Annotated in this window: 16 protein-coding genes; 6 read left to right on the forward strand and 10 right to left on the reverse strand. The window is 59.8% G+C overall.

Features of this window, described 5'->3' with window-relative positions:
* Nucleotides 1-149: 149 nt before the first annotated feature.
* Nucleotides 150-1,586, forward strand: coding sequence for an aldehyde dehydrogenase (aldA, locus tag C1N84_RS09675; RefSeq protein ID WP_058769771.1), 1,437 nt, complete (start codon nucleotides 150-152; stop codon nucleotides 1,584-1,586).
* 40 nt (nucleotides 1,587-1,626) lie between these two features.
* Here the strand turns inward: aldA and C1N84_RS09680 are convergent, their stop codons facing one another.
* Together C1N84_RS09680 and C1N84_RS09685 are read right to left on the reverse strand one after the other, a co-directional pair.
* Nucleotides 1,627-2,901, reverse strand: coding sequence for an MFS transporter (locus C1N84_RS09680; protein ID WP_125308757.1), 1,275 nt, complete (start codon nucleotides 2,899-2,901; stop codon nucleotides 1,627-1,629).
* Nucleotides 2,898-4,319: a M20 family metallopeptidase gene (locus tag C1N84_RS09685; RefSeq protein ID WP_264441277.1), complete on the reverse strand. Its 1,422-nt coding sequence runs from the start codon at nucleotides 4,317-4,319 to the stop codon at nucleotides 2,898-2,900. Before C1N84_RS09685 ends, C1N84_RS09680 begins: the two co-directional genes overlap by 4 nt.
* A gap of 147 nt (nucleotides 4,320-4,466) precedes the next feature.
* Here C1N84_RS09685 and C1N84_RS09690 point away from each other — a divergent pair, with 147 nt between their 5' ends.
* Nucleotides 4,467-5,381, forward strand: a complete 915-nt coding sequence (locus tag C1N84_RS09690) for a LysR family transcriptional regulator (RefSeq protein ID WP_021506093.1) — start codon at nucleotides 4,467-4,469, stop codon at nucleotides 5,379-5,381.
* On the opposite strand, the gene C1N84_RS09695 is transcribed toward C1N84_RS09690, so the two are convergent.
* A complete protein-coding gene (locus C1N84_RS09695; protein ID WP_264441278.1) occupies nucleotides 5,371-6,966 on the reverse strand; it encodes an ABC transporter substrate-binding protein in 1,596 nt (531 codons plus the stop codon). The two genes, C1N84_RS09690 and C1N84_RS09695, sit on opposite strands and share 11 nt — an antisense overlap.
* Nucleotides 6,967-7,080: 114 nt before the next feature.
* Between C1N84_RS09695 and pepT the strand changes: the two genes are divergently transcribed.
* Entirely contained in the window at nucleotides 7,081-8,307 is a 1,227-nt protein-coding gene (gene pepT / locus C1N84_RS09700) for a peptidase T (protein ID WP_264441279.1), read from the forward strand.
* Nucleotides 8,308-8,370: 63 nt separating this feature from the next.
* Here pepT and C1N84_RS09705 read toward each other — a convergent pair whose 3' ends face one another.
* Both C1N84_RS09705 and C1N84_RS09710 read right to left on the reverse strand, forming a co-directional pair.
* Nucleotides 8,371-9,150 carry a transporter substrate-binding domain-containing protein gene (locus tag C1N84_RS09705; RefSeq protein ID WP_021506096.1) on the reverse strand — a complete coding sequence of 260 codons (780 nt, stop codon included), beginning with the start codon at nucleotides 9,148-9,150 and terminating at the stop codon, nucleotides 8,371-8,373.
* A gap of 13 nt (nucleotides 9,151-9,163) precedes the next feature.
* Nucleotides 9,164-10,330: a methionine aminotransferase gene (locus tag C1N84_RS09710; protein ID WP_059008773.1), complete on the reverse strand. Its 1,167-nt coding sequence runs from the start codon at nucleotides 10,328-10,330 to the stop codon at nucleotides 9,164-9,166.
* 125 nt (nucleotides 10,331-10,455) lie between these two features.
* Between C1N84_RS09710 and C1N84_RS09715 the strand changes: the two genes are divergently transcribed.
* The gene (locus C1N84_RS09715) at nucleotides 10,456-11,337 is read left to right on the forward strand and encodes a LysR substrate-binding domain-containing protein (RefSeq protein WP_058774710.1); all 882 of its coding nucleotides are present in this window, start codon (nucleotides 10,456-10,458) and stop codon (nucleotides 11,335-11,337) included.
* Here C1N84_RS09715 and C1N84_RS09720 read toward each other — a convergent pair.
* Complete coding sequence (locus tag C1N84_RS09720; RefSeq protein WP_264441280.1) at nucleotides 11,295-12,977, reverse strand: methyl-accepting chemotaxis protein; 1,683 nt, start codon at nucleotides 12,975-12,977, stop codon at nucleotides 11,295-11,297. The genes C1N84_RS09715 and C1N84_RS09720 overlap by 43 nt on opposite strands.
* A 212-nt stretch (nucleotides 12,978-13,189) precedes the next feature.
* Nucleotides 13,190-14,713 (reverse strand): carboxylesterase/lipase family protein, encoded by a 1,524-nt coding sequence (locus tag C1N84_RS09725; RefSeq protein ID WP_264441281.1) that lies wholly within the window; start codon nucleotides 14,711-14,713, stop codon nucleotides 13,190-13,192.
* Between the two features lie 191 nt (nucleotides 14,714-14,904).
* On the opposite strand from C1N84_RS09725, the gene C1N84_RS09730 reads away from it, so the two are divergent.
* Nucleotides 14,905-15,339: a DoxX family protein gene (locus C1N84_RS09730; RefSeq protein WP_058769762.1), complete on the forward strand. Its 435-nt coding sequence runs from the start codon at nucleotides 14,905-14,907 to the stop codon at nucleotides 15,337-15,339.
* Nucleotides 15,340-15,407: 68 nt separating this feature from the next.
* On the opposite strand, the gene C1N84_RS09735 is transcribed toward C1N84_RS09730, so the two are convergent.
* On the reverse strand, nucleotides 15,408-16,748 hold the full coding sequence (locus C1N84_RS09735; RefSeq protein ID WP_264441282.1) for a 2-oxoadipate dioxygenase/decarboxylase HglS: 1,341 nt from the start codon (nucleotides 16,746-16,748) through the stop codon (nucleotides 15,408-15,410).
* 88 nt (nucleotides 16,749-16,836) lie between these two features.
* Nucleotides 16,837-18,171, reverse strand: a complete 1,335-nt coding sequence (locus tag C1N84_RS09740; protein WP_058758506.1) for an MFS transporter — start codon at nucleotides 18,169-18,171, stop codon at nucleotides 16,837-16,839.
* Between the two features lie 323 nt (nucleotides 18,172-18,494).
* Here C1N84_RS09740 and C1N84_RS09745 point away from each other — a divergent pair, with 323 nt between their 5' ends.
* Complete coding sequence (locus C1N84_RS09745; RefSeq protein WP_021506104.1) at nucleotides 18,495-19,415, forward strand: LysR substrate-binding domain-containing protein; 921 nt, start codon at nucleotides 18,495-18,497, stop codon at nucleotides 19,413-19,415.
* On the opposite strand, the gene smrA is transcribed toward C1N84_RS09745, so the two are convergent.
* On the reverse strand, nucleotides 19,412-19,978 hold the full coding sequence (gene smrA, locus C1N84_RS09750; RefSeq protein WP_021506105.1) for a DNA endonuclease SmrA: 567 nt from the start codon (nucleotides 19,976-19,978) through the stop codon (nucleotides 19,412-19,414). The two genes, C1N84_RS09745 and smrA, sit on opposite strands and share 4 nt — an antisense overlap.
* Nucleotides 19,979-20,075 lie beyond the last annotated feature (97 nt).

A 20,075-nucleotide genomic window follows, 5' to 3' on the forward strand; every position in this document is an offset into this window, starting at 1 on the left:
TGACGCAGAATGCTGCGTCGGTCGCGTGATTCTTGCCGCTATTGCCAGCGCCCTGCCGGTGCTGGCAGTGATAAAAAGGTCGCCAGCGTTCATCTGCTTCACTCTTCCTTCACATCAGTTTAACAAAACCGAGCGTGGAGCCCCTGCACATGACCCTTCATCATCAACACTACATTAATGGCGCGTTTGTCGAGGCGCATAACGATAGCTGGATTGAAGTGATTAACCCGGCGACGGAGACCCTGCTGTCACGCGTGCCCCAGGGCAGCAAACAGCAGGCGGCGGCAGCCATTGCCGCCGCAGAAGCCGCTCAGCCCGGCTGGGAAGCGTTACCGGCGGTGACGCGCGGCGACTGGCTGCACCGCATCGCCACGGCAATTCGCCAGCGCGAGCCTGAGCTGAGCGCCACCCTCGTCGCGGAGGGCGGCAAAACCCAGGCGCTGGCGCAAACCGAAGTGCTGTTTACCGCTGACTACCTCGACTACATGGCGGAATGGGCGCGACGCTACGAAGGGGAAATCGTCAACAGCGATCGCCCAAACGAAAACATCTTTGTGTTTAAGAAAGCGATTGGCGTGACCACCGGCATTCTGCCGTGGAATTTTCCCTTCTTCCTGATTGCGCGCAAAGCGGCACCGGCGCTGATCACCGGCAACACTATCGTGCTGAAGCCGAGTGAGATCACCCCGAACAACGCAGCCCTGTTCGCCGCCATTATCGACGACCTCGGCCTGCCGCCCGGGGTAATTAACATCGTTTACGGCTATGGCCCGGAGGTGGGGCAGGAACTGGCCGCCAATCCTAAAGTCGGGTTAGTGAGCCTGACCGGCAGCGTCAACGCCGGCATCGCCACCATGGCCGCCGCGGCGCCGAATGTGACAAAAGTGTCGCTGGAGTTGGGCGGTAAAGCACCGGCAATTGTCATGGACGACGCCGACCTCGATCTGGCCGTCAGGGCTATCGTCAGTTCGCGCATTATTAACAGCGGTCAGGTGTGTAACTGCGCCGAGCGCGTGTATGTGCAAGACGGCATTTACGATCGCTTTATCAGCGCCCTGACCGGGGCGATGCAGCAGGTGAAATTTGGCGATCCGGCGCAGCAGGCCGATGTGGATATGGGGCCGCTGATTAGCGCAGCCGCGTGCGACCGCGTCGGGCAAAAGGTCGCCAGCGCCGTTGCGCAGGGCGGCAAGGTGGTGCTGGGTGGCAAACGTGCCGGTGAACGCGGCTTTTATTTTGAACCAACCATCATCACCGGGGTACGTCAGGAGATGGCGATCATGCGTGAGGAGATTTTTGGCCCGGTGCTGCCGGTGATGCGCTTTAACACGCTGGATGAAGCCATCGCGCTGGCTAACGACTGCGACTATGGCCTGACCTCATCGCTGTATACCCGCGATCTGAACACCGCGATGATCGCGCTGCGCCGGCTGAAATTCGGTGAAACCTACATTAACCGTGAAAATTTTGAAGCGATGCAGGGGTTCCATGCCGGCTGGCGCAAATCCGGCATCGGCGGTGCCGATGGCCGCCACGGGCTGGAGGAGTATCTGCAAACGCACGTCGCCTATCTGCAGTTTGCCTGATGCGTAAACACCGGTGCGCAGTGCGCGCACCGGTTGCCACTTAGCGTATCCGTTTCTGACTGCGCAGCAGCGCTACCCCGCTTAAGAGCGACATCGCCATCAGGTAGTAGCCCGGCGCCAGACTGGTGCCGGTAGCGCTGATCAGCAGCGTGCAAATCAGCGGCGCAAAACCGCCAAACACCGTGACCGCAATGTTATAGCTGATGGCCATGCCGCTGGCGCGCGTACCAATCGGGAACAGATCCGCCATCACCGAGGGTACGGTAGAAAAATAGATCGATTTCAGCAGCGCCATCCAGCATACCAGCACAATCAGCGTGGCCGGCGTGGTGTGATTGACCACCAGCCGAAAGGCCGGATAGATGGTGACCATCAGCAGTATGAGCGATCCCCACATTAGCGGCAGGCGGCCAATGCGCTCCGCCCACCATCCCATCAGCGGCGTCACCACCGTCAGAATCACTCCGGCCAGCAACGTGGCGGTAAAGGCCACCGAGCCCGGCAGATGCAGGTTTTTAGTTGCGTAGGTCGGCACGTAGTTGAGCATGTAGTTGACCGCCGTTGAGATCACCATCAGGCCAATCGCCAGCAGCATCAGCGCTTTTTGCCGGCCAAACAGCCGTTTCAGCGGGGCCGCTTCCGGCGTCTGTGCGGCAAAGCTGGCGGGCTCATGCACGTGGCGGCGGATATACAGCCCGAGCGGGCCAATCAGCAGGCCGAAGGCAAACGGAATACGCCAGCCCCACGCCTGAATCTGGCTTTCGCTCAGGATCTGCGTCAGGCCGAGACCAAACGCCGAAGCCATTAGCGTGCTGGCGCCCTGGGTGGCGAACTGCCAGCTGGCGATAAAGGCTTTGCGCTCGGGAAAATGCTCGACCAGAAACGCCGTGGAGCTGCCAAACTCGCCACCGGCAGAAAAGCCCTGTATCAGGCGCGCCAGCAGGATCAGCAGCGGCGCGAGCAGGCCGATGCTGTCGTAGCCCGGCATAAACGTGATGATGGCTCCGCCAAGCATCATCAGGTTGATGGAGAGCAGCAGCGCTTTTTTACGCCCGTGGCGATCGGCATAGTTGCCCAGCACCACCGCACCCAGCGGGCGAATCAGGAACGAGACGCCGAAGCTGCCAAAGGTCAGCAGCAGCGAGACCGACGCATCGCTGGTGGGAAAGAAGGCGTGGGCGATATAGCTGGCGAAGAAGCCATATACCGCAATGTCGAACCACTCCAGCGCATTACCAATGCAGGTCGCAAACAGCGTTTTGTGCAGGTTTGGCTTCACGCCGCTCAGCGGCGCGCTATGGCTGAGGCTGCTCATGCGCCACCTCCGGCATAGGCGCGGTGTTGCGCCAGCCATTCCGTGCCCTGCTCGCCCAGCTCCCACAGCAGCTGCGTCATGATCTGCAGCCCTTCGCGGGCAATCGATTTCAGCATGTGCTCATTCACGCCATGTTGACCGCAGGCGGGATACGAATGTGGCACCCACAGCGTTGGCAGGCCCAGAATCTCCGCGAACACCTCATTTGGCAGCGATCCACCAAGGTTGGGCAGCAGCGCCGGTTTTTTGCCGCTGGTTGCCGCCATGCTGTTCAGCACCCAGTGCACCAGCGGATCGTCAGGATCGAGACGCGTGGCGGGTGAACCACGCAAAAATTCAACCTCAACATCATGGAAGCCATGCTGCGCCAGATGCGCGCTGACGTGCTGCGCCAGCAGCTGCCAGTCGGTACCGACCACAAAACGCAGCTGGCACACCGCTGTCGCGCTGCCGGGAATGGCATTCATCGGGCGCGCCGGGTTACCGGTGAGAAACGACAGCACTTCCAGCGTGTTCCAGCCGTACAGGCGTTCGGCAGGCGTCAGGCCTGGCTCGCCCCAGTTGGTGTCAATCGCGGGATCGCCTGGCATGCCACCCACCTCGATATCGCTGAGAATGGCGCGCACCTGCGGGGTCAGCGAATCGGGCCGCAGCGCCTCAACCTGCAGCACGCCCTGTGCGTCCACCAGCGTGGCGATGGCGCTGGCCAGCCGGGTGCCGGGATTGCTCAGCAGTCCGCCCCAGTTGCCGGAGTGATAAGCATTGTCACGCGCGTTGATGGTCAGACGGAAATTTACCGCACCGCGCGAACCGAGGAACAGCGTCGGCCGCACGGCGTTGAGCCGCGGACCGTCTGAGGCAATGAACAGGTCAGCCTGCAACAGTTCCGCCTGCTGCTGACACAGCTGCGCCAGCCCCGGCGAGCTGATCTCTTCGCCCATCTCAAACAGCCATTTGCAGTTAAAGCCGAGACGGCCGCCGCGCGCCTGGTAAACCTGCTCCAGCGCCGCAAGATTGACGCAGTGTTGACCTTTGTTGTCGGCGCTGCCACGCCCGTACCAGCGATCACCCTCTTCGGTCAGCTGCCACGGCGACAGCCCGCTGCGCCAGTTTTCGTCATCGCCGAATACCACATCACCGTGCCCGTAGCTCAGCAAGGTCGGTAAGGCGGGCTCTTCCATGCGCACCGCCACGAGGAATGGCCGGCCGGCGGCGTGTGGGTTATCGATGAGCTGTAGCGTGAAGCCCAGCGCCTGCAGTTGCGGCGCAATCTCCTGCTGCAAATAGTCCTGTAGCGCCGCATCGCGATCGTCGCGCTGGCTCTCGGTGCGCCACGCCACGCGGCGCGCCAGGATACGTTGAAATTCCCCGCTGTCGAAATATGCGGTGGCCTGCTGAACCGCCTGTTGTGCTGTCATGTTTGCCCTGCCTGTTATAGGTCTGCTGTTTTTTCATCTTTGCGGAAAGGCAGCTTTGCCACAATTATCAATTTATCGAGTAAGATTTGCCTTTAAAGCAAAGCTGCGTTGCCCGATTTCGAGGCAGGCACAGACGGAGGCCATGGCATGTTAAGCACGGAAATGCGTTATTTTCTCGCGGTAGCCGATTGCGGTTCGCTCAGCGCGGCCAGCGCCCAGCTGTTTGTGGCGGTCTCTGCCATCAGCCGCCAGATCCAGCGGCTGGAGCAGCAGCTGGGCGTGACGCTGTTTGCGCGTCATGCGCGCGGCATGGTGCTGACCGAGGCCGGCGAGATTTTTGCCCATCACGTGCGCAAAAATCTGCTGGATATGGAGTATGCGCTGGCGGAGATCAAAGGCCTGAAGGCGGTGCGGCGCACGCTGATTCGTGTCGCCTGTACCGACGGGCTGGCGTTTACCCTGCTGCCCCGGCTGATTGCCGCCTTTCGCCGCGATCATCCCGGCGTGCTGTTTGACGTCCGGGTGGCTAGCGCACAGGGCGTGGCTGAACTGTTGCGCAGCGGCGAGTGCGACGTGGCATTGCAGTTTAGCCTGCACGCGGAACGTGCGGTTGAGGTGGTGGGCTCATGGCCGGCGCCGGTGTTGCTGGTGATGCATGACAGCCATCCGCTGGCGGGCGTGCCGCAGGTGGCGCTGGCCGATCTTAGCCACTATCCGCTGGCGCTACCGCAGCAAAACACCACGGTACGCCAGCTGTTTGAGCTGGCCAGCCACATGAGTGGCCACCTGATTGAACCGGTGCTGACCTGCGACAACTTCTCCACCCTGTTTCATTTTCTACTGCGCACGCCGCTGGCGGTGACCATTTGCAGCAGTTTTACCCTGGCGGAAGAGGCCCAGCAGCAGGGTCTGGTGATGCGCGCGGTCAATATCGATCAGCTGAGCCAGCGTACGCTGCAGCTGCAAACGCAGTCAGGGCGACCCCGTAGCGCCGCCCTGACTCTGTTTCTGACCTTTCTGCAACAGCAGCTCAGCGCGCTGTCCGCTGCGATTAAGGCGTGATATCCACCGGATAGAAGATGTGCTTGCCGAACGGATCCACCTGGTAGCCGCTGACCGATTTACGCACCGGCTCGAAAATCGTTGAGTGCGCAATCATTACCGCCGGCATCTGGTCATGCATCATCTCCTGCGCCTCACGGTATAACGCCACGCGCTTGTCGTGATTTTGCTCGGCGCGCGCCTCGGTGATGATTTTCTCAAACGGCGCATAGCACCATTTGGACGAGTTGGAGCCGCCGTTCGCCGAGGTGCAGCTGTACAATGGCCCGAAGAAGTTATCCGGATCGCCGGTGGCGGTGGTCCAGCCCATCAGCGCCGCCTGATGCTCGCCGCCCTTAACGCGCTTGAGGTATTCGCCCCACTCATAGCTGACGATGTTGGCTTTGATGCCCACTTTTGCCCAGTCGGCCTGAATCATCTCAGCCATGCGGCGGGCGTTGGGATTATACGGCCGCTGGACCGGCATCGCCCACAGCGAAATTTCGGTGCCCGGCTGAATGCCGGCCTGCTGCAGCAGCGCTTTGGCCTGTTGCGGATCGTAGGCGTAATCCTGCAGATCTTTATCTGCACTCCACACATCCGGCGGCAGAATATTTTTCGCCACCGTGCCGGTACCTTTGAAGATGGCATCAATGATCGCCTGCTTATTGATGGCCATCGCCAGCGCCTGGCGCACTTTCACGTTATCCAGCGGGGCTTTGGTGGTGTTGAACGACAGGAAACCGGTGTTGAGGCCAGATTTCTGTTCCAGCGTGATGTTCGGGTTGTGGCGCATGTTGTCGAGATCGGCCGGATTAGGGAACGGCATCACCTGGCACTCGTTTTTCTCCAGTTTGGCATAGCGCACCGAGGCGTCCGGGGTGATGGAAAACACCAGCCGATCGATTTTGGCTTTGCCCTGCCAGTACTGCGGGAAGGCTTTGTAGAGAATGCGGGAATCTTTTTGATACTGCACCAGCTCAAACGGTCCGGTGCCAATCGGCTGCATATCCACTTTTTCCGGCGTACCGGCTTTCAACATCTGGTCGGCATATTCCGCCGAGTGAATCGAGGCGAAATACCACGCCAGATCGGCGAGAAACGGCGCTTCGGCATGGGCCAGCGTCATCCGCACCGTCAGATCATCCACCTTATCGATACGGGTGATCAGTTTTGCCAGCTCGAGGCTTTCAAAGTTGGCATAGTTACCGCCCGAAACGGTGTGATACGGGTTTTTCGTATCGAGCTGGCGCATAAACGAGAAGATCACGTCATCGGCGTTGAGATCGCGCGACGGCGTAAACAGTTTATTGCTCTGGAACTTAACCCCTTTGCGCAGATGGAAGGTATACACCTTGCCGTCCGGGCTGATCTCCCAGCGCTCCGCCAGGCTGGGCACCAGCTCGGTGGTGCCCGGTTTGAAATCCACCAGGCGGTTAAAAATCGGCACGGCGCTGGCGTCCACGCTGGTACCGGAGGTGTAGAGCTGCGGATTGAAGTTCTCCGGCGAGCCTTCAGAACAGTAAACCAGCGTCTTCGCCGAGACGCCGCCTGCAACCGCTAACCCCAGTGCGCTAAGCGCCAGTTTTCCTATCATCTTTTTCATCGTCTTCTCGCTTTTTATTGACTTCCATGAGCCAGCATCGGTATTTATTTCATAAATAACATGATTTAGCCGTCTGGCGTATCTCCAGTGGCGCAAAGCTAATAAGGAATTGTGATGACAGACCAACTTGCCCGTCAGCTGACCCAGCGTTTTTACCGTTATCTGGCGGTTTCCAGCCAGAGCGATGCCAAATCCAGCACGCTGCCCAGTACGCCGTCGCAACACGCTATGGCGGAACTGCTGGCGCAGGAGCTGCGCGATCTCGGTCTGCAGGATGTGGTGATTGATCAGCATGCCACGGTGACCGCCGTGAAACCGGGCAACCGGCCTGGCGCCCCGCGCGTAGGCTTTATCACCCATATTGATACCGTGGATGTCGGGCTATCCCCGGATATCCATCCGCAAACCCTGCGCTTTGAGGGCGCGGATCTGTGTCTGAATGCGCAGCAGGACATCTGGCTGCGGGTGGCGGAGCATCCGGAAATCCTGCCGTATGTCGGTCAGGAGATTGTGTTCAGCGACGGCACCAGCGTGCTGGGGGCCGACAACAAAGCGGCAGTCAGCGTGGTGATGACGCTGGTGGAGAACCTGCGTGGCGAGCACGGTGATGTGGTGGTAGCGTTTGTGCCGGATGAAGAGATCGGCCTGCGCGGCGCCAAGGCGCTGGACCTGGAGACGCGCTTTAACGTCGGTTTCGCCTGGACCATCGACTGCTGCGAGCTGGGCGAAGTGGTGTATGAATGCTTCAACGGCGCCTCCGCTGAAATTACCTTCACCGGCGTGCCGGCGCATCCCATGTCGGGCAAAGGCGTGCTGGTGAATCCGCTACTTATGGCGCACGACTTCATCGCCCGCTTCGACCGGCTTGCCACGCCCGAACATACCGCCGGGCGCGAAGGCTATATCTGGTTCAATGATATGCAGGCCAATGCCAGCCAGGCGGTATTGAAAGCGTCGATTCGCGATTTCGATTTAAAGGGTTTTGATGCGAAGAAGCAGCAGCTGGTGGAAGTCGCCGATCAGATCGCCGCGCACTATCCGACTGGTCACGTCGCGCTGAAGATCAATGATATCTATAGCAACATCAGTAACGCGATAGGTGAGGACCGGCGGGCAATCGATCTGATTTTTGCTGCGCTGCAGCAGGTGGGCGTGGAACCTAAAGTGATTCCGATGCGCGGCGGCACCGATGGGTCTGCGCTGTCGGCCAAAGGGTTACTGACGCCGAATTTCTTCACCGGCGCGCACAATTTCCATTCGCGCTTTGAATTCCTGCCGATCCCGTCATTTGTGAAGTCGTATCAGGTGGCGGAAGCGCTCTGTTATCTGGCGGCCCGATAAGCGCGGTTGCAGAGAAACGTTGAGACTGCCTGACCGGCAACTGCCGGTCAGGCTGACACCCGCTTATTTGCTGACGCTGACGTCAATGCCCGGGAAGAATTTCGCCGCCAGTTTAGTCACGGTGCCGTCGGCCTGGACTTTGGCGATGGCCGCATCCAGTTCACCTTTCAGCTTGCTATCGCCTTTGCGCAGACCGAAACCAATGCCGGAACCGAGAATGGTGTCGTCTTCCACCGGCTTACCGGCGAAGGCGAAACCTTTGCCCTGCGGCTTATCGAGGAAACCAGACTGACCGGCGGCGGACATCACCAGCGTACCGTCAAGACGGCCAGCGACCATGTCGTTGTACACCTGGTTCTGATCCTGATACGACGTCACCGTCACGCCCTGGGATTCCCAGTGCTTTTTAGCGTAGGTTTCCTGGATTGAGCCCTGCAGCACGCCGATATTTTTTCCTTTCAGCGACGCCGCCGTCGGCTCGAGTTTCTCGCCCTGCTTCACAATCAGCATGGTAGGAATGCGGTAGATCGGGTTGGTGAAGTCGATACTTTTCGCCCGCGCCTCGGTGATGTTCATCGCCGAGTTAATCGCATCGAATTTTTTCGCCTGCAGCGCCGGGATCAGCGCATCAAAGCTGCTCTCAACCCATTTGCAGTCAAAATGGCCGACCTGGCAGATGGCTTTGCCCAGTTCGATGTCAAAACCCTCCAGCTCGCCCTGCGCGTTGCGGCTTTCAAATGGCGGATATTGCGACTCCAGACCGTAGCGCAGGCTCTCCTGCGCCAGCGCCTGCACGGAGGTGATCATGCCCAGTGCGATAAACAGTGCGTTCAGTTTTTTCATTATTTTCCCCTAATTACCCTTTAACCCGGCACAGCGCCTGCGCGCCGGCTTCGAGCGTTGCGTCGTCTTTAGCAAAAGAAAGGCGGATTAATTTATTGTCAGTGCCATCCATATAAAACGCCGACAGCGGAATGGTGGCCACACCGTGATCGACGATGAGACGTTTTACCATTTCACTGTCGCTTTCGTCACTGAAATGTCCGTAGCTGGCCAACATAAAGAACGAACCGGCGCTCGGTAACAGCCTGAACGGTGAATCCTGCAGCAGCGTCTGCAGCCGATCGCGCTTCGCCTGATAAAACGACGACAGCTGCAGATAGTTTTGCGGGTTCTGCAGATACTGCGCGAAGCCAACCTGCATTGGCGTATCGGCGGCGTACATCATGAACTGATGCACCTTGACGATCTCCGCCATCAGCGCAGCAGGCGCCAGCGCATAGCCGACGCGCCAGCCGGTGACGTGGAAGGTTTTACCGAAGGAGGACACCACCACGCTGCGCTGTGCCAGTTCCGCGTGCGTGGCCATGCCGCAGTGCGTCTGGCCGTCAAACACGATGTGTTCGTAGACTTCATCAGACAACACCACGATGTCGGTATTACGCGTCAGGGCCGCCAGCTGGTCGAGATCGGCGGCATTCAGTACCTGTCCGCTCGGGTTATGTGGCGTATTGATGATAATCATGCGCGTACGCGGCGTGATCGCGGCACGCAGTTCGTCCCAGTCAATCGCAAAATCCGGCACCTGCAGCTTGAGGCCGATCGGCGTCGCGCCCTGTAACCGCACCACCGGCGCGTAGCTGTCAAAGGCTGGCTCAAAGAAGATCACTTCATCACCCGGATGCACCAGCGCCGAAATCGCCATGTAGATGCCCTGACTGGCACTGCCGGTGATCAGGACTTCGCTGGCGGCATCGTACTGCTGGCCATACAGGCGGTGCACCTTCTCCGCCAGCGCTTCACGCAGCGCCGGTAAACCGGTCATGGCGGCGTACTGATTATGGCCGTCGCGCATCGCCTGGCTGACCAGCTCAACCAGCTGCGGGTCACACGGGAAATTGGGTGCGCCCTGAGAGAGATTAACGGCCTGGTGCTGTGCGGACAGCTGGCCGATCACGCTAAAAATGGTGGTGCCGACGTCCGGCTGTTTGGAGGAGAGCTTCACGCTGCTGTTCAGGGTCATCATTGCTCCACAGGTTGCATAACCACGTATCGGAAGTAGATTTCTATTCAACGGCGCGACGCTTGAGTCGACAAGCGAATTGTTGTCATAATAGCCATGATAAAAAATCATAGCTCGAGGCCGTTATGTCCCGCTCTGCTCTGCCACTCAACGCCATTCATGCCTTTCTGGTCACCGCCCGTCATCTCAACCTGACGCGCGCCGCCAGCGAACTGTGCATCACTCAGGGCGCGGTGAGCCGCAAAATTGCGGCGCTGGAGAGCTGGCTGGGATTTGCCCTGTTTGAACGCCACGCGCGCGGTCTGCATCTCACCGATCAGGGCGCGGCGCTACTGCCGGAGCTGCAACAGGGATTCAATCTGCTGGTCAATGCCACAGAGAAAGCCAGCCGCAGCAATGCCTCGATTCGGCTGAAAGCCCCGACCTGCGCTATGCGCTGGCTGGTGCCGCGTCTGGTGGCGCTGGAGCAGCAGCGGCCAGACATCCACGTGGCGCTCACCACCACGCTTGATCACGCGTCGCAGCTGGAAAACTTTGATGCGGCGATTGTATTCGGCACGCCGCCTGCCGGTGCCATTCCGCTGTTTGCCGAGCGCCTGACGCCGGTGCTGGCCAGCAGCGTGCCGGCGCCGCGCCATGTCAGCGAACTGGCCAGATTCACCTTCCTGCATCCGACCGGCGATACGCGCGACTGGCAGCTGTGGCTGTCCGCCCAGGCGGAGCAGCTGCCGATGGCGCGCAATCAGCACTTCGCCACCATGGATTTGGCGATCAGCGCGGCGATTCAGGGATTTGGCGTGACGGTGGCGGATATTACGCTGGTGGAGAATGATTTGGCGAATGGGCGGTTAATCGCCCCGTTTGCCGCGAGTGTGGCAACCGGGGCGAGCTACAGCCTGTTACAGCGGGCGGAAAAAGATGCGCCACCGTTTTTGCCGCAGCTGGTGGCGTGGTTGTGTCAGCCTCAGAATGAAACCCACTCTTCACTGCTGGCGGGTTTACCCTGAGCGCCTGCGGCGGCAGATAACACCGGCCGGCGCAGCGCAGTCGCAGGCGCAGCGGCGGATGCTACAGCCTGCGCGCGCGGTGCGCTGTCGGACAGACGGAACTTCGCCACCGACGCCTGCAGCTCTTCGGTCTGACGCTCCAGCGCGCTGGCCGCCGCCGACACCTGCTCCACCAGCGACGCGTTCTGCTGGGTGACGCTGTCCATTTCGGTGACGGCGGTGCCGACCTGCGAAATCCCTTTGCTCTGCTCTTCCGACGCGGCAGCGATGTGCTTCATGATCTCATTCACATCCTGCACCGACTTCAGAATGTCATGCATGGTGCTGCCGGCGCTGCTGACCAGCTCCGAGCCCTTTTCAACGCGTGACACGGAATCTTCAATCAGCGTGGCGATCTCTTTTGCGGCGCCGGCGCTGCGTTGCGCCAGGTTGCGCACTTCGCTGGCCACCACGGCAAAGCCGCGCCCCTGCTCACCGGCACGCGCCGCTTCGACTGCCGCGTTGAGCGCCAGGATGTTGGTCTGGAAGGCGATGCCGTTGATCACGCTGGTGATTTCGGCAATCTTTTTCGAACTGCCGGAAATGCCCTGCATGGTGGTCACCACTTCGCCAACCAGACGGCCGCCCTGCTGCGCGGTGCCGGTGGCGGTCTCCGCCAGCGCGCTGGCCTGACGCGCGTTATCGGCGTTGAATTTCACCGTGGCGGTCAGTTGCTCCATGCTGGCTGCGGTCTGTTCCAGCGCGGCCGCCTGCTCTTCGGTGCGCGATGAAAGATCGTTATTGCCGGCTGAAATTTCTGCTGCGCCGCGGTAGATGTTCTCCGTGCCGCTGCGGATGGCGCTGACTGCTTCACGCAGGCTGTCCTGCATTGCCCGTAGCAGTGGCACCAGTTTGCCGACGCAGTTGCGGCCAAATTCTTCCACCGGCTGGCTGAGATCGCCCTGCGCAATCACGGTAAAATGGTTACGGATGCGATCCAGCGGTTTCACCAGCATCGTCACCAGGTAACGGTCAGTGAACAGCAGAATCAATAAGCCGAACACCACCGCCGACACAATAATCACTTTGGTCATGCTGGTAAGCGTGTCCACGGTCACGCGGGTCTCATCCAGCTTGCTGCTGGCGGCCTGATTAAACGCTTCTGCGCTGGCACCAAACGCCCGGCTCAGCGGCGGCGTGACATTGTTGGCCTGCGCGCGCCATGCATCCAGTGAAGCCTGCTGCGCCAGCGCCACCTGTGGTGCGATCCCCTCATCCAGCAGTTTCTGCCAGCTGCTGATCACATTGTTCACCGTCTCGCTGTCCATCGGACCCGGCGCCATGGCTTTGAACTGGCTTAACTGCTGTTTCATGTTATCCAGTGCCTGCTGCACCGGCGCGAACGCTTCTGCGGTCGGCGCGTTACCGGCGGTGCGGCCTTCCATTACCCGCGACAGACGCGTGACCACGCGGAAATATTGATCGTTGCCTTTGCTGAGCGCCGTCATCTGGTTTACCAGCTGACGATCAATCTCGTTACCCTCGCCGAGCGCATTCAGCGAGTGGACGCTGAACAGCCCTACGCCACACCATAACAGGCAGAAAAGCCCGAGAATGGTCAGCATAACGGCGCGAATCGTGAAGTTTTTTAACATACCCATACATAATCCCCTGGTGTGAACGCTGGCAGCCCGGATAAAACAGGGCTTAGGGTATTTATCGGCAGCGAACCGGGAAAAGATAAATGTTTTGTAAGCTAATTAATTGCAGGATGAGGTGCCGCGCGGAGCGGCTGAGCGGTCGTAAAATCAGGCAGATAGCGGCCAATTTGCCTTAAAAAAACATTGATGTTTTTACATGATTAGCAGGCTTATTAAAGTTTAACGTGGCTGCGCATCATCAGGCGAAACAGACGCAGACGGCCGCGCATAAATCGCGCCTTCAGCACCGATTCCGCTTTACCGTCGTGGCCAAAGGCGAGAGTCAAATCTTCCCCTGGCCGCCATACCGGCCAGTCAGGTTCTCCGTCGAGCCGCAGCCGATGGCTGAACTCACTGGCATCCCGTGCAAAGGCCACCCACCAGGCGCTGACGCGACCGGCAAAGGCGATATCGCTGGCACTGTAATGCCAGTCACCCGGCGGCGGCAGCGTCGCGAGCGTATTGAAGACATAAGGAATTTCGTTGCCGTGCCAGGTGCCGTGCGGGTAGAGATGACGCGCGTTTTCTGACACATAATCAAACCAGTAACGCCACGCAGGCATGCCGATGCTGTGCTGTGACTGTGCCACCAGCAGCGGCATGACGGTAAACGCCATGTCGCGCGCCACCGCGCGCCCCAGCAGGCTGTCATCATGGATATCGTACAGCCACTTCAGCAGGCGATAACTCAGGCGACTTTTGCTGCGCAGCTGTTGTAACACGCTGCGGGCATCCACGCCGAAGTAGTCCAGCACGCTGGCTTCGTCGCTGTTGCTGCCAATCATCAACGGCACGCGATGCTGTTTACCCGCCATAAAGGTGTCGAGCATGGGTCTGGGTAGCACCGCATCGCCGCTGATGGCCACCGGCCCGAGCGCCAGCGGTCGCTCCAGCGGCCAGAAACTGTCGGCCGGCAGTGCGCGCAGCTGCTCCGCACTGGCATCCGCGGCCAGATTGAAATGCGCTGCCACCTGCAGGCCGGTTTGCTGCGCCTGCTTATGCGGCACGTCCGGCAGACTGTAGGCACTTTGCACAATACCCTTATGAAACAGCCCTTCGGCCAGCGGCGAGCAGCACAGCGACAATACGCTGCGCGCGCCGGACGATTCGCCAAACAGCGTGACGTTATGGCGGTCGCCGCCAAATGCCGGGATGTTACGCTGAATCCACTGCAGCGCGGCAATCTGATCCAGCAGCGCAAAATTATTGACCACCTTGCCCGGCGGATACTGGGCGTCGAGCGCCGGATGCGCAAAAAAGCCGAAATGGCCAAGGCGGTAATTGAGTGTCACCACCACCACGCCCTGCGCTGCCAGCGCTTTGCCGCGATAGGGATCAAGGCTGCCGGCGCCGATGCTGAAGCCGCCGCCGTGCAGCCATACCATCACCGGTAACGGCGTAGCGGGTTCGACATCCGGCGTCCAGACATTCAGATAGAGGCAATCTTCGCTGAAGCGGCCCGGATCGCCGCCGCCGGCCGCCACGCAGTAATCACGATTTTGCCAGCTGGCATCGCCCCACGCGGTGGCGTCGCGCAGCGTTTGCCACGGTACCACCGGCTGCGGCGGACGCCAGCGCAGTGCGCCAACCGGCGGCGCTGCATAAGGTATTCCTTTAAAGATAAACAGTTCATCATCCATCAGGCCTCTGAGTTCACCTTCTGCCGTCATGATCCTCAGACGTCGTTCATTTTTCATTGCGGGTTCCTGGTAAAGCCTGATTCCATTATTTGCAGGCCTCAGTGGAATGTCTATGTTCTGCAAGCATTTGCAGATTAAGCCGAATAAGCGACCGATTCATTGAACAACTTCATCAAATTTTTTGGTTAACTGCAGCGGTGCATTCTGTTTTATGGTTGCAAGTTAACCTGGCGTGACGGAGAGACGCGATGTTTGCTGGCATCAATCAGCTGTTCACCCGGATGAGCGATCACCCGGATTTCGGTAAATTGCTGTTACGCTTAACCTTCGGCGGGCTGTTGCTGTTTCATGGCGAGTTTAAGGCGATTCATGGCGTCGGCTGGATCGCCCATCTGCTCAGCGTCAAAGGCATGCCAGGTTTCATCGCTTACGGTGCTTACATCGGGGAAATTGTGGCACCCATTATGGTCATCGTTGGCCTGCTGACGCGCCCGGCGGCCTTTATCATTGCCGTTAACATGGTAGTCGCAACGCTGCTGGTGAAAATGGGCGCACTCTGGCATCGCACCGATGTCGGCGCCTGGTCGCTGGAAACGGAAGCGCTTTACCTGCTGGGCGCGCTGGCCATCCTGTTCCTGGGTGCCGGAAAATATACGCTGGTGCGCGACGCACGCCTGCAATAATCATTAGAAAGAAAACCAGCCGGCCTGTAAAAGTGATCCTGTCACTTTTCAGGCCGCTTTTTTACGCCCTACTCCTGCACGCCGCAGCGCGCCAGACTGCGCTGTTGAGTCTGCTGATACAGCACCATCTCATCCTGCACGGCGGCACCGAGCGCGGCTTCAAAATCAGCACGACTGGCATTGCCGGCGCTGCGCGCCTGAGTCTGGTTGCCCAGATTAGACTGGAAGATGCCGGCCGCGCTCACCGGCAGAAAATCTTCGTAGACAATCGGTTCCGCCTGTAAACGTCCGGTGGCCAGCAGCTGCGCCACGGTTTCCCCGGCGCGCGGCGGCTGATGCTCGCCCTGCGGCGTCAGACGGTAGCGGAACCACGCCAGCTCCTGCTCGCGCAGCGTCTGTTCATCATCAGGAAAATCACGAAACACCGCGCTGAGGTGCTGCTGATGCTGCTGGTTATCGCTGCCGGTACCGGCCTGCGCCAGCAGCCGGTCGTACAGCGCGCGGCCTTTAGGCGTAAGCGCCGCGCCGCGCTGCTCAATTTCACCAAAGCGCGCGGTATGGGTGCCAGGCGTGCCATCATTAAAATGCACCGCCTCTTCCAGCGCTTTGAAGCTGGTCTGGCGCAGCAGAATCGGCACCGCGCGCGGCGGCGGCCCCTCAATCAGGATTTTCGGTTCGATGCCGCGCGAAGGCATCAGGGCCTGCACGCGATCGATGTCCAGCGTGCGTGGCGTCAGGTGATTGATGTGGCAGCCGCGGAAGCACACGACGTCGGCAATCAGGCGATGCTGCTGGCTCAGCGCGCGGTAGGTGGCGCTGTCCACCGTGGTGTGCGCATGCCAGCGAAAGGTTTCCAGCGCCTCCTGAACAAAGCGGGCGGCATCGGCAGCATTGAGACCGCCCTGCTGCTGATGCTGCGCGATCAGTGCCCGGCAGCCAGGCGTGAAGATGTCGCGCGCCGCCAGGATAGCCGCGGCTTTGTCGCGCAGTGCGGCATCGTCGATCAGATCCAGCCGCAGCAGCGAGGTGAAAACGCGGAAGGGATTGCGCCGCAGCGCGCTGTCGCTGACCGGGCGAAAGGCAGTTGAGTGCACCGGCACGCCCGCCTGTGACAGATCGTAATAGCCCACCGGCTCCATCCCCATCACGGCAAACATCTGCCGCAGCGTGCTGAGCTCTGCGGCAGTGCCGACGCGAATGGCACCGTGACGCTCCACGCCGAGGCGGCTCAGCTCATCGGCGGCGGCCAGACGGTTTTTCAGCGCCGGCTGCGCTTCTAAGGTGCGTTCGTTAACGGCGGTAACCAGCTGCGTCAGGGTGCCATACTGCGGCACCTCCTGCTGGTACATGGCCGACATGGCCTGAGAGAACAGCGTGCGGATGGCATCGCGGGTGAGAAAGTTATCCATGGTCATCACCTTGGGCTAAAGGGTTGCTGCTACTGTAGATCAACCCTTTAGCGGCGGGTAACATTTTCGCGGAACTGTGATCGCCCTGTCACTCGGTGGCGCGCGGCTGGTCACCAAAGCGGCATTTCAGTACCAGCATCAGCGTGGTCAGCGCCGCCGGCAACGCCAGCAGCAGAAAGATCTGGCTAAACGACCAGCCGAGGGACAGCAGCTCAGCGCCGACGAAGGCGCTGATGATCGCGCCGATGCGGCCAACGCCGTGCATCCAGCTGGAGCCGGTCGCGCGGGCATGAGTGGGATAGTAACTGGCCGAGAGTGCATTCATGCCGGTGTTGGCACCGTTAAAACAGAAGCCGCTGCAGAAGGCGATGGCGCTCATCAACCCGACCTGCGCCGGGGAAAACCCGAGCGCCACGATGGCGATGCCGCCGCAAAAGTAAATAATGGCCAGCGCCAGATTGGCGTTGATGCGGTCCATCAGCCAGCCGGCAAACAGTGAGCCAACGGTGCCGCCCGCCTGATACATGGCGGTGACGATGGCCGCTTCGGTGACAGACATGCCCAGCGTGTTGATCAGCGATGGCAGCCAGCTGCCAATCAGATAGACCAGAAACAGTCCCATGAAGTAGCCGCCCCACAGCATCAGGCTGCCAAACAGATAGCGGGGTGAGACGACGGTGGCCACTGCACCGTGGCGCGCGGCCAGCGGTTCACTGCTTTGAAAATGGCTGTCAGGCCGGACGCTACCCGGCAGCATGCGCGCCAGAATAGCGTGAATGCGCGCAGCGGGCGCGCGCTGGCTGATGAGAAAGCGCACCGACTCCGGCAGGCCGCGCAGCAGAAACGGCAGCACCAGCAGCGGCAGCACGCCGCCCATCAGCATCACCGAATGCCAGTCATAGCGCGGCAGCAGCCACGAGGCGGCAAAACCGCCGGAGGCCGCGCCAAAGGTGAAGCCGCAGAACACCACGGTGATAATAAACGAGCGACGCCGCTCGGGCGCGTATTCGGCCACCAGCGTGCCGACGTTGGGCATCGCCGCTCCCAGCCCCAGACCGGTGAGGAAGCGGAACAGCATCATCTGTTCGATGTTTTGCGCCATGGCGGTCGCCAGCGTCCAGAGGCCAAAAAACAGCACGCTGAGCAGAATCATCACGCGGCGGCCGTAGCGATCGGCCAGCGGTCCAGCCACCATGGCACCCAGCGCCAGGCCAATCAGCGCCGCGCTGATCACCATCCCCAACTGATGATTGGTCACGCCCCAGCTGGCTTTCAGCGTCGGTGCGATAAAGCCCATCAGCGCGATATCCATGCCGTCCAGCGCCACCACGACAAAGCACAGCGCAATTAAACGCTTCTGCCAGCTGCTTAACGCGCTCTGGTTGATGAGCTGGCGGACGTCAATGGCTTCAGCGCTGGTCACGGTACCACTCCTGCAGGATTATCACGAATAGGTCATCAGTTTTGGTAAAAAAAACGGCGCTTATGATAGCGCATCGTTAACAATAACGGGCAGGATTTTTAAGTGAAATTGAGAATTATTCAACATTTTACCCGCTAAGCTACTGATAACGCTGAATGCAGAAACGCGCCCGGATGCCCGGTTATTTATAAAGCCAACCAATACAGCCACTTACTAAAACTTCTCACGCTGACCGTTTTTGTTAATATAATTTTGCAGGTAAGTTAACAGAATCTCGGTCAGCCACTTGCCGCTGACCGCTCTGACTCATTACGCTGGCGTTTATGGACAAAAATCATCTCTTTAATCAGCGCATTCGTCTGCGCCATTTACACACCTTCGTGGCAGTCGCGCAACAGGGCACGCTGGGCCGCGCGGCGGAAACCCTCAATCTGAGTCAGCCGGCGCTGTCTAAGACGCTGAATGAGCTGGAGGAACTGGCGGGCGCGCGTCTGTTTGAGCGCGGTCGTCTCGGTGCTCAGCTGACGACGCTGGGAGAACAGTTCCTGACCCACGCGGTGAAAGTACTGGATGCGCTTAACCACGCCGGACAAAGTTTCAACTCGCCGGTTTCCGGACGCCCGATCGTGATCCGCCTTGGCGCCCTCACCACCGCCGCCATGGGGATGCTGCCGCAGATCCTGGATCGCTTCCATGAACAGCAGCCGAACACCACGGTACAGGTGGCCACGCTGCACAATAATGTGCTGCTGGCTGGCCTGCGCGCCGGGGAGTTTGATATTGGCATTGGCCGTATGGCGGACAGCGAAATGATGACCGGCCTGACCTACGAATTGCTGTTTCTCGAATCGCTCAAGCTGGTGGTGCGACCGGAACACCCGCTTTTAAGTGACAACGTCACACTTTCCCGCGCCATGCAGTGGCCGGTGGTGATATCGCCTGAAGGCACCGCGCCGCGGCGTATTGCCCAGCACATGCTGGATGAACAAGGCTGCTCGCTGCCGGGCAACTGTGTCGAAACCTCGTCCACCTCGCTGGCCCGCCAGCTGGCGCTGCGTTATGACTATGTGTGGTTTGTGCCATCCGGCGCGGTGAAGGAAGATTTAAGTCACAATGCGCTCAGCGCACTGCCCATCGCATCGCCCGGCCCCGGCGAGCCGGTGGGCATTATTACCCGCAGCGGCCACTCGCTCTCGCTAAGCGCGGAAGTGCTGATGGCCACCATCCGCAAATTTCACAGTTAACGGCTGCGTTTGGCGTGGCGTTCGCGATTGTCGAGGCGCGCGCGATCGGTTTTGCGCAGCCCGACATAAACTGCACCGCTGCCACCGTGCTGCGGTTGCGCGCTGCAGAAGGTCTGAACGTCGTCAAATTGCCGCAGCCAGCGTGCCACGTAGCTGCGGACAATATTGGCGTGCGCTTCATCATCCCGCCCTTTACCATGAATAATCAGCAGATTGCGCAGGCCCTGTTTGCGCGCTTCCAGCATAAAGCTGAACAGCGATTGCCGGCAGGTCTCCACCGGCTGGCGCAACAGATTAAGACTAGCGTCCAGCGTATATTTGCCCAGCCGCAGCTTATCGAGCACGCCCTGCTGAATGCCATCGGCTTTATATTCCAGCGGCGTGTCGCGCGGGATAATCTCAAGGAAGCCACGCGTCAGGAAGTTTTCCGGTGCGTCGTCATGCGGCTGCTGGCGCGGCGCTTTAGTTGACGGCGCGCGCAGCCACTGGGTGTTGGCGCAATCTTTTAACGGGGTTACATCACCCATGGCATCGCGGAAAAGGTCTTCATCATCAAGGTTCATGGTGTTTTCCTCACGCCTGGTGGTGAATCGGGCGCAACATGCCACCCGAAAGCAAAATAGTAGCAAAGGTTATCGGCTATCACATCCGTCACTTTCT

The organism is Pantoea sp. SGAir0418, assembly GCF_043529865.1.

Coding starts and splice junctions, on each gene's coding strand:
- C1N84_RS09705 (WP_021506096.1), bottom strand. CDS start 9,150: ATGAAAAAACTGAACGCACTGTTTATCGCACTGGGCATGATCACCTCC.
- C1N84_RS09680 (WP_125308757.1), bottom strand. CDS start 2,901: ATGAGCAGCCTCAGCCATAGCGCGCCGCTGAGCGGCGTGAAGCCAAAC.
- aldA (WP_058769771.1), top strand. CDS start 150: ATGACCCTTCATCATCAACACTACATTAATGGCGCGTTTGTCGAGGCG.
- pepT (WP_264441279.1), top strand. CDS start 7,081: ATGACAGACCAACTTGCCCGTCAGCTGACCCAGCGTTTTTACCGTTAT.
- C1N84_RS09735 (WP_264441282.1), bottom strand. CDS start 16,748: ATGGATAACTTTCTCACCCGCGATGCCATCCGCACGCTGTTCTCTCAG.
- C1N84_RS09695 (WP_264441278.1), bottom strand. CDS start 6,966: ATGAAAAAGATGATAGGAAAACTGGCGCTTAGCGCACTGGGGTTAGCG.
- C1N84_RS09715 (WP_058774710.1), top strand. CDS start 10,456: ATGTCCCGCTCTGCTCTGCCACTCAACGCCATTCATGCCTTTCTGGTC.
- C1N84_RS09690 (WP_021506093.1), top strand. CDS start 4,467: ATGTTAAGCACGGAAATGCGTTATTTTCTCGCGGTAGCCGATTGCGGT.
- C1N84_RS09710 (WP_059008773.1), bottom strand. CDS start 10,330: ATGACCCTGAACAGCAGCGTGAAGCTCTCCTCCAAACAGCCGGACGTC.
- C1N84_RS09745 (WP_021506104.1), top strand. CDS start 18,495: ATGGACAAAAATCATCTCTTTAATCAGCGCATTCGTCTGCGCCATTTA.
- C1N84_RS09720 (WP_264441280.1), bottom strand. CDS start 12,977: ATGGGTATGTTAAAAAACTTCACGATTCGCGCCGTTATGCTGACCATT.
- C1N84_RS09725 (WP_264441281.1), bottom strand. CDS start 14,713: ATGAAAAATGAACGACGTCTGAGGATCATGACGGCAGAAGGTGAACTC.
- smrA (WP_021506105.1), bottom strand. CDS start 19,978: ATGAACCTTGATGATGAAGACCTTTTCCGCGATGCCATGGGTGATGTA.
- C1N84_RS09730 (WP_058769762.1), top strand. CDS start 14,905: ATGTTTGCTGGCATCAATCAGCTGTTCACCCGGATGAGCGATCACCCG.
- C1N84_RS09685 (WP_264441277.1), bottom strand. CDS start 4,319: ATGACAGCACAACAGGCGGTTCAGCAGGCCACCGCATATTTCGACAGC.